General features: G+C 60.1%; 11 protein-coding genes. 7 read left to right on the forward strand and 4 right to left on the reverse strand.

Features of this window, described 5'->3' with window-relative positions:
• Positions 1-28: 28 nt before the first annotated feature.
• On the forward strand, positions 29-1,717 hold the full coding sequence (gene hutU / locus AC2FAJ_RS09020) for a urocanate hydratase (protein WP_485454050.1): 1,689 nt from the start codon (positions 29-31) through the stop codon (positions 1,715-1,717).
• The gene (gene hutH / locus AC2FAJ_RS09025; protein ID WP_485454051.1) at positions 1,714-3,234 is read left to right on the forward strand and encodes a histidine ammonia-lyase; all 1,521 of its coding nucleotides are present in this window, start codon (positions 1,714-1,716) and stop codon (positions 3,232-3,234) included. Before hutU ends, hutH begins: the two co-directional genes overlap by 4 nt.
• 84 nt (positions 3,235-3,318) lie before the next feature.
• Here the strand turns inward: hutH and AC2FAJ_RS09030 are convergent, their stop codons facing one another.
• Both AC2FAJ_RS09030 and bioA read right to left on the reverse strand, forming a co-directional pair.
• Entirely contained in the window at positions 3,319-3,795 is a 477-nt protein-coding gene (locus AC2FAJ_RS09030; protein ID WP_485454052.1) for a kinase inhibitor, read from the reverse strand.
• Positions 3,796-3,843: 48 nt separating this feature from the next.
• A complete protein-coding gene (gene bioA / locus AC2FAJ_RS09035) occupies positions 3,844-5,133 on the reverse strand; it encodes an adenosylmethionine--8-amino-7-oxononanoate transaminase (protein ID WP_485454053.1) in 1,290 nt (429 codons plus the stop codon).
• An 86-nt stretch (positions 5,134-5,219) separates the two neighbouring features.
• Here bioA and bioB point away from each other — a divergent pair, with 86 nt between their 5' ends.
• Genes bioB through bioD form a run of 4 tightly spaced genes read left to right on the forward strand, consistent with a single transcriptional unit; the run spans position 5,220 to position 8,847 of the window.
• Positions 5,220-6,260, forward strand: a complete 1,041-nt coding sequence (gene bioB, locus AC2FAJ_RS09040; RefSeq protein ID WP_045259947.1) for a biotin synthase BioB — start codon at positions 5,220-5,222, stop codon at positions 6,258-6,260.
• Positions 6,257-7,414: an 8-amino-7-oxononanoate synthase gene (gene bioF / locus AC2FAJ_RS09045; RefSeq protein WP_252009134.1), complete on the forward strand. Its 1,158-nt coding sequence runs from the start codon at positions 6,257-6,259 to the stop codon at positions 7,412-7,414. The genes bioB and bioF overlap by 4 nt, the downstream gene beginning before the upstream one ends.
• Positions 7,398-8,153: a malonyl-ACP O-methyltransferase BioC gene (bioC, locus tag AC2FAJ_RS09050; RefSeq protein ID WP_485454054.1), complete on the forward strand. Its 756-nt coding sequence runs from the start codon at positions 7,398-7,400 to the stop codon at positions 8,151-8,153. Before bioF ends, bioC begins: the two co-directional genes overlap by 17 nt.
• Positions 8,146-8,847 carry a dethiobiotin synthase gene (bioD, locus tag AC2FAJ_RS09055; protein WP_485454055.1) on the forward strand — a complete coding sequence of 234 codons (702 nt, stop codon included), beginning with the start codon at positions 8,146-8,148 and terminating at the stop codon, positions 8,845-8,847. Before bioC ends, bioD begins: the two co-directional genes overlap by 8 nt.
• On the opposite strand, the gene AC2FAJ_RS09060 is transcribed toward bioD, so the two are convergent.
• A complete protein-coding gene (locus tag AC2FAJ_RS09060; RefSeq protein WP_188245770.1) occupies positions 8,810-9,532 on the reverse strand; it encodes an ABC transporter ATP-binding protein in 723 nt (240 codons plus the stop codon). The two genes, bioD and AC2FAJ_RS09060, sit on opposite strands and share 38 nt — an antisense overlap.
• A gap of 750 nt (positions 9,533-10,282) precedes the next feature.
• On the opposite strand from AC2FAJ_RS09060, the gene uvrB reads away from it, so the two are divergent.
• On the forward strand, positions 10,283-12,298 hold the full coding sequence (gene uvrB, locus AC2FAJ_RS09065; protein WP_028012419.1) for an excinuclease ABC subunit UvrB: 2,016 nt from the start codon (positions 10,283-10,285) through the stop codon (positions 12,296-12,298).
• A 74-nt stretch (positions 12,299-12,372) separates the two neighbouring features.
• Here the strand turns inward: uvrB and yvcK are convergent, their stop codons facing one another.
• Complete coding sequence (gene yvcK / locus AC2FAJ_RS09070) at positions 12,373-13,281, reverse strand: uridine diphosphate-N-acetylglucosamine-binding protein YvcK (RefSeq protein WP_028012420.1); 909 nt, start codon at positions 13,279-13,281, stop codon at positions 12,373-12,375.
• Between the last annotated feature and the right edge of the window lie 91 nt (positions 13,282-13,372).

Below are 13,372 nucleotides of genomic sequence, written 5' to 3' on the forward strand. Positions count from 1 at the left end.
CATCATCTGTCCCGTATAGGAGCACACAATGTCGTCAGGTAAATACCGCCAGCAGGATGTCCGCGCCGCGCGTGGCACCACCCTTACCGCCAAAAGCTGGCTCACCGAAGCCCCGCTGCGCATGTTGATGAACAACCTCGATCCTGAAGTGGCGGAAAACCCCCACGAGCTGGTGGTCTACGGCGGCATTGGCCGCGCCGCGCGCAACTGGGAATGCTATGACGCAATTGTAAAATCTCTGACCGAACTCGAACATGACGAAACCCTGCTGGTGCAGTCCGGCAAGCCGGTTGGCGTATTTAAAACCCATAAGAACGCGCCGCGCGTGCTGATCGCCAACTCTAACCTCGTGCCGCACTGGGCCACCTGGGAACACTTCAACGAGCTGGACGCGAAAGGGCTGGCGATGTATGGCCAGATGACCGCCGGGAGCTGGATCTACATCGGCAGCCAGGGGATCGTGCAGGGCACCTACGAAACCTTCGTGGAAGCGGGGCGCCAGCACTATAACGGCTCGCTGAAAGGCCGCTGGGTGCTTACCGCCGGTCTGGGCGGGATGGGCGGCGCGCAGCCGCTGGCCGCCACGCTGGCCGGCGCGTGCTCGCTGAACATTGAATGCCAGCAGAGCCGCATTGATTTCCGTCTGCGTACCCGTTACGTCGATGAACAGGCCGACAACCTCGATGACGCGCTGGCGCGCATCAAAAAGTACACTGCTGAAGGCAAAGCGGTGTCGATTGCCCTGTGCGGCAACGCGGCGGATATTCTGCCGGAGCTGGTTGCCCGCGGCGTGCGTCCGGATCTCGTTACCGACCAGACCAGCGCCCATGACCCGCTGCACGGTTACCTGCCAAAGGGCTGGACGTGGGAAGGCTATCAGCAAAAAGCGGAAACCGACCCGGAAGGCACGGTGCTCGCTGCGAAACGCTCTATGGCGGAACACGTCTCCGCGATGCTGGCCTTCAGCCAGTTGGGCATTCCGACCTTCGATTACGGCAACAACATCCGCCAGATGGCGAAAGAGATGGGCGTAAATAACGCCTTCGACTTCCCCGGCTTCGTGCCTGCCTATATCCGTCCGCTGTTCTGCCGCGGCATCGGCCCGTTCCGCTGGGTGGCCTTGTCCGGCGATCCGCAGGATATCTACAAAACTGACGCCAAAGTGAAGGAGATCGTCGCAGACGACGAACACCTGCACCACTGGCTGGATATGGCTCGCGAACGCATCAGCTTCCAGGGCTTGCCGGCGCGCATCTGCTGGGTAGGACTGGAGTGGCGGCAAAAGCTGGGTCTGGCCTTCAACGAAATGGTGCGCAGCGGTGAAGTCTCCGCGCCTATCGTCATTGGCCGCGACCATCTGGACTCCGGTTCCGTCGCCAGCCCAAACCGTGAAACCGAAGCCATGCGCGACGGATCTGACGCGGTCTCCGACTGGCCATTGCTTAATGCCTTGCTGAATACCGCCAGCGGCGCCACCTGGGTCTCTCTGCACCACGGCGGCGGCGTCGGGATGGGCTTCTCCCAGCACTCAGGGATGGTCATCGTCTGTGATGGAACCGATGAAGCGGCCGCGCGCATCGCCCGTGTGCTGCACAACGACCCGGCAACCGGCGTGATGCGTCACGCGGATGCGGGTTACGAGATTGCCATTGACTGTGCTAAAGAGCAGGGGCTGAACCTGCCGATGATCCCTGCCACACAAGGAAAGCATGCATGAACGCGTTAACACTCACTCCCGGCTCGCTGACGCTCAAACAGCTGCGTAACGTCTGGCGCCAGCCGGTCACCCTTTCACTTGATGAAAGCGCCCACGCCGCGATAAACGACAGCGTCGCCTGCGTAGAAGCGATTGTTGCCGAAGGGCGCACCGCCTACGGGATTAACACCGGCTTTGGCCTGCTGGCGCAGACCCGCATCGCCACGCACGATCTGGAAAACTTACAGCGTTCGCTGGTGCTGTCGCACGCGGCGGGCGTTGGCCAGCCGCTGGATGATGAGATTGTCCGTCTGATGATGGTGCTCAAAATCAACAGCCTGGCGCGCGGTTTCTCGGGCATTCGCCTGAGCGTGATCCAGGCGCTGATGGCTCTTGTGAATGCAGAAGTCTATCCGTGGATCCCGGCAAAAGGTTCCGTCGGCGCCTCCGGCGATCTCGCCCCGCTGGCGCACATGTCGCTGCTGCTGCTGGGTGAGGGCAAAGCGCGCTGGCAGGGCGAGTGGCTTCCTGCGAAAGAGGCGCTGAAAAAAGCCGGGTTAAACCCGATCACGCTGGCGGCGAAAGAGGGGCTGGCGCTGCTTAACGGCACGCAGGCGTCGACCGCTTTCGCGCTGCGCGGCCTGTTTGAAGCGGAAGATCTCTTTGCCTCGGCGGTGGTGTGTGGTGCATTGACCACCGAAGCCGTGCTGGGCTCGCGTCGCCCATTCGATGCCCGTATCCACGAGGTGCGCGGTCAGCGCGGGCAGATAGATGCCGCCGCGATGTACCGTCATGTGCTTACCGACACCAGCGAAATTGCTGATTCACACCATAACTGCGAGAAGGTGCAGGATCCGTATTCCCTGCGCTGTCAGCCGCAGGTGATGGGCGCGTGCCTGACGCAGCTGCGCCAGGCGGCAGAGGTGCTGCTGGTGGAGGCCAACGCGGTCTCCGACAACCCGCTGGTGTTCGCCGAGGAAAACGAGGTGGTCTCCGGGGGCAATTTCCACGCCGAGCCTGTGGCAATGGCGGCGGATAATATCGCGCTGGCGATTGCCGAAGTCGGGGCGTTGTCCGAGCGCCGCATCGCGCTGATGATGGATAAACACATGTCCCAGCTGCCACCGTTCCTGGTGCGTAACGGTGGGGTCAACTCGGGCTTTATGATCGCTCAGGTGACGGCCGCAGCGCTGGCAAGCGAGAACAAAGCCCTGTCGCACCCGCACAGCGTGGACAGCCTGCCAACTTCGGCGAATCAGGAAGATCACGTTTCGATGGCCCCGGCGGCCGGGCGTCGACTGTGGGAGATGGCCTCCAACACCCGCGGCGTGCTGGCGGTGGAGTGGCTGGCGGCGTGTCAGGGTATCGATCTGCGCGAAGGGCTTAAATCCAGCCCGCTGCTGGAGCAGGCGCGCCATGTGCTGCGCGAGCACGTCACGCATTACGATGACGACCGCTTCTTTGCGCCGGATATTGATAAGGCGATGCAGCTTCTGGAAGAGGGACGCCTTGTAGGACTGCTACCTTCGGTGCTGTGATGTTTTGCCCGGTGGCGCTGCGCTTACCGGGCCAACGAATGCGAAATCCAGGCCGGGTAAGGCGTAGCCGCCACCCGGCTTTTTTCAGGAATACATCGCCGTAATCGACGCGCTCCCCAGGGAATGGAAATGCACGTTAAACCCGACCATCGCGCCGCTCGCCCCTTCATCGACCTCAATCTTCTCCACATCCAGCGCGTACACCGTGAAGATATAGCGGTGGGTTTCCCCTTTTGGTGGCGCCGCGCCGCCGTAGCCCGCTTTACCAAAGTCAGTGCGCGTCTGAATGGCACCTTCAGGCAGGGCAACCAGGTCTGAACCGGAACCCTGCTGCAGCACGCGCGTGTCGGCGGGCAGGTTCGCCACAACCCAGTGCCACCAGCCCGAGCCGGTCGGCGCGTCCGGGTCGTAGCAGGTCACGACAAAGCTTTTGGTTCCTGCAGGAACGTCGTCCCACGCCAGGTGCGGGGAGATATTATCCCCCTGATAGCCCATGCCGTTGAAAACGTGGCGTTCCGGGAGTTTTTCACCGTCGCGCAGATCTTTACTGATGATTTTCATACGGTTTACCCTCGTTATTCACTCGTTCAGGAAGTGTAACGCATGGGATTAAATCGCGAAATGCGCGGGAATGTTAACGGCTGTTACGACCGCGTCGGTTAATTTACGCAGCTGCTCCGGCGTGATGCTGTACGGCGGCATGAGGTAGATAAGCTTGCCGAAAGGCCGCACCCAGACGCCCTGGTCAACGAAGAAGCGCTGGAGCGCCGCCATGTTCACCGGATGGGTGGTTTCAATCACCCCGATGGCACCCAGCACGCGCACGTCCGCCACAAAATTCGCCCCCGAGGCGGCGCTCAGCTCTCCTTTCAGCTGTGCCTCAATCGCCGCGACCTGCGTCTGCCACTCGCCGCTCTCCAGAATGGCGAGGCTTTCGCTTGCCACGGCGCAGGCCAGCGGGTTGCCCATAAACGTCGGGCCGTGCATAAAGCAGCCCGCCTCGCCGTCGCTGATGGTGTCGGCAACCTGACGAGTGGTGAGGGTGGCGGAGAGCGTCATGGTGCCGCCGGTCAGCGCTTTGCCGAGGCACAGAATATCCGGGGCGATACCCGCATGTTCGCAGGCAAACAGCTTGCCGGTGCGGCCAAAGCCGGTGGCAATTTCATCGGCAATCAGCAGAATGCCCTCGCGGTCGCACATCTTGCGAATGCGCCTCAGCCATTCCGGATGGTACATCCGCATTCCGCCCGCGCCCTGCACGATCGGTTCGAGAATAACGGCGGCGATTTCATGGCGATGCGCCGCCATCAGCCGCGCGAAGCCCACCATGTCCGTCTCGTTCCACTCGCCGTCGAAGCGGCTTTGCGGCGCAGGGGCAAACAGGTTTTCCGGCAGATAGCCCTTCCACAGGCTGTGCATGGAGTTGTCCGGATCGCAGACCGACATCGCCCCGAAGGTATCCCCGTGATAGCCGTTGCGGAAGGTGAGGAACCGCTGGCGCGTTTCGCCCTTCGCATGCCAGTACTGCAGCGCCATCTTCATTGCCACTTCCACCGCCACCGAGCCGGAATCGGCCAGGAAAACGCACTCCAGCGATTCAGGCGTCATCGCCACCAGGCGACGGCATAAATCCACCGCGGGCTGATGGGTGATTCCGCCAAACATCACGTGCGACATCTGGTCAATCTGCGCCTTCATCGCCGCGTTCAGGCGCGGATGGTTGTATCCGTGAATGGCCGCCCACCAGGAGGACATCCCGTCAACCAGCCGCTCGCCGCTGGCGAGATGCAGCTCGCAGCCGTGGGCGGAGGCCACCGGATAGACGGGAAGGGGGCGGGTGGTGGAGGTGTAAGGGTGCCAGATATGCTGCTTGTCGAAGGCGAGATCGTCCAGGGTCATAATCGACTTGTAAACCATTTTGAAAAGTTTTAGGTTTACGAGTATAAACCGAACCGAAAATTAACAAAACCCTTTGGAGAAGCCCAATGGCTCACCACGCACGCTGGACGATGTCGCAAGTTACTGAATTATTCAACAAACCTTTCCTTGAGCTGATGTTCGAAGCCCAACAGGTGCATCGTCAGCACTTCGATCCGCGTCATGTTCAGGTCAGCACGCTGCTGTCGATCAAGACCGGCGCCTGCCCCGAAGACTGCAAATATTGCCCGCAGAGCGCGCGCTACAAAACCGGTCTCGAATCCGAGCGTCTGATGGAAGTGGAGCAGGTGCTCGACTCCGCACGCAAGGCGAAAAACGCGGGCTCAACCCGCTTCTGCATGGGCGCCGCGTGGAAGAACCCGCACGATCGCGATATGCCATATCTGGAGCAGATGGTGAAAGGCGTGAAGGAGATGGGCCTCGAAGCCTGTATGACGCTCGGCACGCTGAACGAGGAGCAGGCGCAGCGCCTCTCGGCGGCGGGGCTGGATTACTACAACCACAACCTCGACACCTCGCCGGAGTTTTACGGCAATATCATCACCACGCGTACCTACCAGGAGCGTCTGGACACGCTGGACAAAGTGCGTGATGCAGGGATCAAGGTCTGCTCCGGCGGCATCGTGGGCTTAGGCGAAACGGTGAAAGACCGCGCGGGCCTGCTGCTGCAGTTGGCGAACCTGCCCACCCCGCCGGAAAGCGTGCCGATCAACATGCTGGTGAAGGTCAAGGGCACGCCGCTGGCGGATAACGAGGATGTGGATGCGTTTGATTTTATCCGCACCATCGCGGTGGCGCGCATCATGATGCCAACGTCTTACGTTCGCCTCTCTGCGGGCCGCGAGCAGATGAACGAGCAGACCCAGGCGATGTGCTTTATGGCCGGAGCCAACTCCATCTTCTACGGCTGCAAGCTGCTGACCACGCCGAACCCGGAAGAGGACAAAGACGTTCAGCTGTTCCGCAAGCTGGGGCTGAACCCGCACCAGACCGAGGTGCTGACGGGCGATAACGAGCAACAGCAGCAGCTGGAGCAGCAGATTCTCAACGCCGACACCGACCAGTTCTACAACGCGGCAGCCGTATGACCTGGCAGGTACGGATTAATGCCGCGCTGGAAGAACGCCGGGCGGCAGAGGCGTTTCGCGTTCGCAGGGTGGTGGAAAACGGCGCGGGCCGTTTTCTGACCCGCGAGGGACGGCAGTTTTGTAATTTCTCCAGCAATGACTATCTCGGACTGAGCCAGCATCCGGCCATCGTCCGCGCCTGGCAGCAGGGCGCGGAGCGGTTTGGCGTGGGCAGCGGTGGCTCGGGGCACGTCAGCGGATACACCACGGCGCATCAGGGGCTGGAGGAAGAACTGGCTGACTGGCTGGGCTACCCGCGTGCGCTGCTGTTTATCTCCGGGTTTGCCGCCAACCAGGCGGTCATCACGGCCCTGATGGGGAAAGAGGACCGCATTGTCGCCGACCGTTTAAGCCACGCCTCGCTGCTGGAGGCGGCAAACTTAAGTCCCGCCCAGCTGCGCCGCTTTGCCCATAACGATGCGTCACAGCTCGCCTCGCTGCTGGACAAACCCTGCGATGGGCAACAGCTGGCGGTCACGGAAGGGGTGTTCAGCATGGACGGCGACAGTGCGCCGCTTGCCGCGCTTCACGAGGCCGCAAAGCGGCAAAACGCCTGGCTGCTGGTCGATGATGCTCACGGCACTGGCGTGATGGGCGATGAAGGACGTGGCAGCGCCCATCAACAAAACGTGAAGCCGGAACTGCTGGTGGTTACCTTCGGCAAAGGCTTTGGCGTCAGCGGCGCTGCCGTGCTGTGCAGCGAATCTGTCGCCGACTATCTGCTGCAGTTTGCCCGACACCTCATCTACAGCACCAGCATGCCCCCGGCGCAGGCCGTGGCGCTGTCGGCGTCGCTGGCGGTGATCCGCAGCGCAGAAGGGGATGAACGCCGTCAGCAGCTGGCAGAGCACATCTCCTGCTTCCGTCAGGGACTGGCGGCGCTTCCCTTCCAGAGTCCCGATTCGCAGAGCGCCATCCAGCCCGTGATTGTCGGCGAAAACGGCCGCGCGCTGGCGCTGGCCCAGGCGCTGCGCGAGCGGGGGATGTGGGTAACGGCCATTCGTCCGCCAACCGTTCCGCCGGGCACCGCGCGTCTGCGCTTAACCCTGACGGCGGCGCATGAGGCGCAGGATATCCAGACGCTGCTGGAGGCGCTTCATGATGCCGGTGAATAAGCAGGCCGTTGCGGCGGCGTTTGGCCGGGCCGCGCGGAGCTATTCGCAGCACGATGAACTCCAGCGCCAGAGCGCGCAGGGGCTTCTGGCCGCGCTTGGCGAGAACCGCTTCACGCAGGTGCTGGACGCCGGCTGTGGTCCCGGCAGCAACAGCCGCTACTGGCGCGAGGCGGGGAGCGAGGTGACGGCCATCGACCTGTCGCCCGCCATGCTGGACGAGGCGCGCCAGCAGCAGGCGGCGCACCACTATGTCGTGGCCGATATCGAGGCGATCCCGCTGGCGGACGCGCAGTTCGATCTGGTCTGGAGCCATCTGGCGGTGCAGTGGTGCAGCAGCCTGCCGCAGGCGTTACGCGAGCTTTATCGCGTCGCACGACCGGGCGGAAAGGTGGCCTTTACCACCTTGCTGGAAAGTTCTCTGCCGGAGCTGAATCAGGCGTGGAAAGCGGTGGATGAGCAGCCGCACGCGAACCGCTTTTTATCGTATGAGCAGGTGACGCAGGCGCTGGCAGGCTGGCGCTGTCGCAGCACGGTGCAAACCATCACGCTTAATTTTAGCGACGCGTTCAGCGCCATGCGCTCTCTAAAGGGCATCGGCGCCACGCACCTGCACGCCGGGCGGGAGAAAAAACCGCTGACCCGGGGGCAGCTGCAACGCCTGGAGCTGGCCTGGCCGCAGCAGCGGGACCTTTTCCCGCTCTCTTATCAACTTTTTCATGGGATTATCGAACGTGACTGAACGTTATTTTGTTACCGGCACGGATACGGAAGTGGGCAAAACGGTTGCCAGCGCTGCGCTGCTGCAGGCGGCACGACTGCTCGGAAAAAACACCGCCGGATATAAGCCCGTGGCTTCCGGCAGCGAGATGACGGCGGAAGGGTTACGCAACACCGACGCGCTGGCGCTCCAGCGTAACAGTAGCCTTGAGCTTGCCTATTCGGCGGTGAATCCCTATACCTTTGCCGAGCCGACGTCGCCGCACATTATCAGCGCTGACGAAGGCCGTCCGATTGATTTCGCCGTGCTGTCTGCCGGGTTACGGACGCTGGAAAGCCAGGCCGACTGGGTGCTGGTGGAAGGCGCGGGAGGCTGGTTTACGCCACTTTCGGACACGCAGACCTTTGCTGACTGGGTGCAGGCCGAGCGGCTTCCGGTCATTCTGGTCGTCGGCGTGAAGCTGGGCTGCATCAATCACGCCATGCTGACGGCGCAGGCCGTTCAGCAGGCAGGGCTGAAGCTGGCAGGCTGGATAGCCAACGACGTGGTTGCGCCGGGCAGGCGGCATCAGGAGTATCTGGCGACCCTCAAGCGCGTGCTCCCGGCACCGTTCCTCGGGGAAATCCCCTGGATTGCTGGCGATGCTGAGCAGGCCGAAACCGGGCGTTATCTCGACCTCAGCGTCTTGCTTCCCGCGACATCCAGTGGGCGATAAGCTCATCGTTCAGCTCGCTAACGTGGCCCTGAGCCACGTTACGCCCGCGATAAAGCATGCAAAACCGATCCGCCACCCGGCGGATAAACGACAGCTGCTGCTCTGCCAGCAGCACCGTCATGCCTAACTCCCGGTTTAAGCGCACCAGCAGCTGCGCCAGCTTCTGGGCAAATCCGTGTCCTGCCCCATGCGTAGGCTCATCCAGAATCAGCATCCGCGGGCGGTTGACCAGTGCATTCGCCAGGGCAAGCTGATACTGATCCTCTGGCGAAAGGGCATTGCCCCGCGTCTGACGTCGCGCGTAGAGTTCCGGAAAAAGATCGTATACGTCGCTTTTCGCCGCCGGGTCGGGTTTCCCCATCGCCCGCATGGCAATATGCAGATTCTCCTCAATCGTCAGTTGAGAAAAAATACGCCTGTCCTGCGGCACATAGCCTATTCCCGGCTCTGAACGTTGTTCCGGTGCCGGGCTGAGCAAATCACGCGGCGGTGCGCCCGCTTCATGCCAGATAATCGTGCCGCTTTCGACGGGGATGTTTCCGGTAATGCAGTTCATCAGGGTGGTTTTGCCCATCCCCGGCAGGCCTATGATGCCTGTACACATCCCTTGCGGAAAATCCAAATCCACGTTCCATAGCGTATGTTGGCTTCCGTAAAACTGATTCACTGCACGCAGACTCAACATCTTTCTCTCCTTAAAAATGCGTAGGGATAGGCCTGACGTGAAGCTGCAAAACGCTTGCCAGAAACCTGAAATCGATTAAAAAAACGACTTTTTTAGGAATAAGCCACAGGAGAGCAGGTTAAAAACGCGTGGCTTGCACATCGACGGTGCCGGCAATGATGAGTTGTGGTGCAGGACGAAAAATGGCTGAAATGTGAGCAGGATCGCATCTGTTGGTTATGAATGACTCAACTGTTTATCGTCAAAAAAGAGCTATAAAAATTTTTTGTTGCCGCCTCGTGGGAAAATCCGGGAATTTGCTGAGCGGCGGTCTACACGGGCTGGAAGCAGTTATCCACTATTCCTGTGGATAACCATGTGCATTAGAGTTAGAAAACACGCGATAAGCGAGAGAAGACGCGGCTTTCGCCCAAATTGACGCGAAACGCGGCTTTAGAAAATATCGTTTAAAATTTAATTGCTTAGATAAAAGCAATTACCGTCATGAAAGTGTCACTCGTTGCCATAAAACTATCATTACCTGGCTTGACAAATGTTAAAAAAGAAAAAGTTCTGGGGATAACCCAACCTGGCTGGTTTTTTATCTCGTCAGAGCCTAAATTTTGTCCGCTAACGCGCTAATCACTCCGCCGCTATGCTAAATATCCTGACACGCTACTGGTTTTTCATCCAGTGTTTTTTACTGGCATTCCTGGCAACAACGAGTAAAATTACTCACCTGCCGCTTTTAACGTCATCAGGTCGTCGCCCATGAGTAAACCGTTCAAACTGAATTCTGCTTTCCGCCCCTCTGGCGATCAGCCTGAGGCGATCCGTCGTCTTAAAGAGGGGCTGGAAGACGGGCTGGCGCACCAGACGCTGCTGGGGGTAACCGGCTCGGGCAAAACGTTTACTGTCGCCAACGTGATCGCTGACCTGCAGCGCCCCACGATGGTGCTTGCACCCAATAAAACCCTCGCGGCACAGCTTTACGGCGAGATGAAAGAGTTCTTCCCGGAAAACGCGGTGGAGTATTTTGTCTCCTACTACGATTACTACCAGCCGGAAGCCTATGTGCCGAGCTCTGATACCTTCATCGAGAAAGATGCTTCGGTGAACGAACACATCGAACAGATGCGACTGTCTGCGACCAAGGCGCTGCTTGAGCGACGCGATGTGGTTGTGGTCGCGTCTGTTTCGGCAATTTACGGCCTGGGCGATCCGGATCTCTATCTCAAGATGATGCTGCACCTGACGCAGGGGATGATCATCGATCAGCGCGCAATTTTGCGCCGTCTGGCCGAGCTGCAGTACACCCGTAATGACCAGGCCTTCCAGCGCGGGACGTTCCGCGTGCGCGGTGAGGTGATCGACATCTTCCCGGCGGAATCGGACGATATGGCGCTGCGCGTCGAGCTGTTTGACGAAGAGGTCGAGCGTTTGTCACTGTTCGACCCGCTGACCGGCCACGTTGAGTCGGTGATACAGCGTTTTACCATCTACCCTAAAACGCACTACGTGACGCCACGAGAGCGTATCGTGCAGGCGATGGAAGAGATCAAAGAGGAGCTTGCAGAGCGCCGTAAGGTGCTTCTGGCTAACAATAAGCTGCTGGAAGAGCAGCGCCTGAGCCAGCGCACCCAGTTCGATCTGGAGATGATGAACGAGCTGGGCTACTGCTCGGGTATCGAAAACTACTCGCGCTTCCTCTCCGGGCGCGGGCCGGGCGAGCCACCGCCGACGCTGTTTGACTACCTTCCGGCCGACGGTCTGCTGGTGATCGACGAATCCCACGTCACGATCCCGCAGATCGGCGGGATGTACCGCGGTGACCGCGCGCGTAAAGAGACGCTGGTGGAGTACGGCTTCCGCCTGCCGTCAGCGCTGGATAACCGTCCGATGAAGTTTGAAGAGTTTGAGGCGCTGGCGCCGCAGACCATCTACGTGTCGGCTACGCCGGGCAACTACGAGCTGGAAAAATCGGGCGATGAGGTGATCGACCAGGTGGTCCGTCCGACCGGGCTGCTGGACCCGATTATCGAAGTGCGCCCGGTGGCGACCCAGGTGGACGATCTGCTCTCTGAGATCCGCGCCCGTTCCGCCATCAACGAGCGCGTGCTGGTGACGACGCTCACCAAGCGCATGGCGGAAGACCTGACCGAGTATCTTGAAGAACACGGTGAGAAGGTGCGCTATCTGCACTCGGATATCGACACCGTGGAGCGCATGGAGATTATCCGCGATCTGCGTCTGGGCGAGTTTGACGTGCTGGTGGGGATCAACCTGTTGCGAGAAGGTCTGGATATGCCGGAAGTCTCGCTGGTGGCGATTCTGGACGCCGATAAAGAGGGCTTCCTGCGCTCTGAACGCTCCCTGATCCAGACCATTGGCCGCGCCGCGCGTAACGTCAACGGGAAAGCGATTCTGTACGGCGACAAAATCACCCCGTCGATGGCGAAAGCGATTGGCGAAACGGAACGCCGACGCGAGAAGCAGCAGCGCTACAACGAAGAGCACGGCATTACGCCGCAGGGGCTGAACAAGAAGGTGGTGGATATTCTGGCGCTGGGTCAGAACATTGCGAAGACCAAAGCGAAAGGCCGCGGCAAGGCACGTTCAGTGGTGGAAGAAGATACCGTCGTACTGACGCCGAAGGCGCTGCAGCAGAAGATCCACGAGCTGGAAGGGCAGATGATGCAGCATGCCCAGAACCTGGAGTTCGAAGAGGCGGCACAGATCCGCGACCAGCTTCATCAGCTGCGGGATCTGTTTATTGCGGCATCATAGGTAAAGCGGCGTGTATTCCCCCTCTCCCTGTGGGAGAGGGCTGGGGTGAGGGCATCAGGCCGCACAAAGCGAACCTAACCCAACGCCTGAATCGCTTTCTCCAGCGCCTCGCGCAGCAGGTGGCGGTCGTGACGATATTTAATATCGCTGGCTTCCAGCGGCTCCTGCACCACCACGCGATCGCCAATCCCTGTCACATCCACTTTTGGCCCAACCACGACACCGTCGATAATTTTCTTACCGACGTACTGCTCCATCAGGTCCAGCTTGTCCGCCAGCGACAGGCTCGCCGCTGCCGGGCTCAGCTCACGGCCCAGGTTACCGATATAGACCATCGGGGCAGGGGTGCGACGTAGCGCCTGCGCCAGCTCTTTTACCAGCAGAATGGGCATCAGGCTGGTATAAAAACTGCCTGGACCGATCAGGATAAGATCCGCTTCACCAATGGCCTCCACCGCTTCCCGCGTGGCGGGCACGCTCGGATAGGTCATCAACTCCGTTGGCGGCAGGAGGAGCTGGTCAATATTCACCTCGCCGTAAACTTCATGCCCTTCGGCATCGATTGCCATCAAGTCAACCGGTTGTTCAGACATGGGGATCAGGAATGCGTCCACCTTGAGCAGATTACGGATTAAGTTGATGGCTTCCAGAGGCCGTACGCTCAGGTGATCCAGCGCCTTTAACATCAGATTTCCGAGGTTATGCCCGGAAAGTTCGCCATTGCCGCCAAAACGGTACTCAAACATCGCCGACGCGACGCTCGGCTCGGTAATTAACTGGTTCAGGCAGTTGCGCATATCTCCCCAGGCAATGCCGCCTTCAGCCCGCCTGATCCGCCCGGTTGAGCCGCCGTTGTCGGTGGTTGTCACTATCCCTGTCAGCCGTGAGCCCAGTGACGACAAAGAGGACATGACGCGGCCCAGGCCGTGGCCTCCGCCAAGAGCGACCACTCGGTCAAGATCCGCAAAAGTGCGATTGCGCATACGTATTCCTTATCACGTTCGATCGCGTAACAGTAACCTAACTACCCCCAAAAGACGATGCCTCACCCAATGCAAAATGACGTATATCAAT

It is taken from the genome of Enterobacter cloacae complex sp. 385G4 (genome assembly GCF_057320665.1).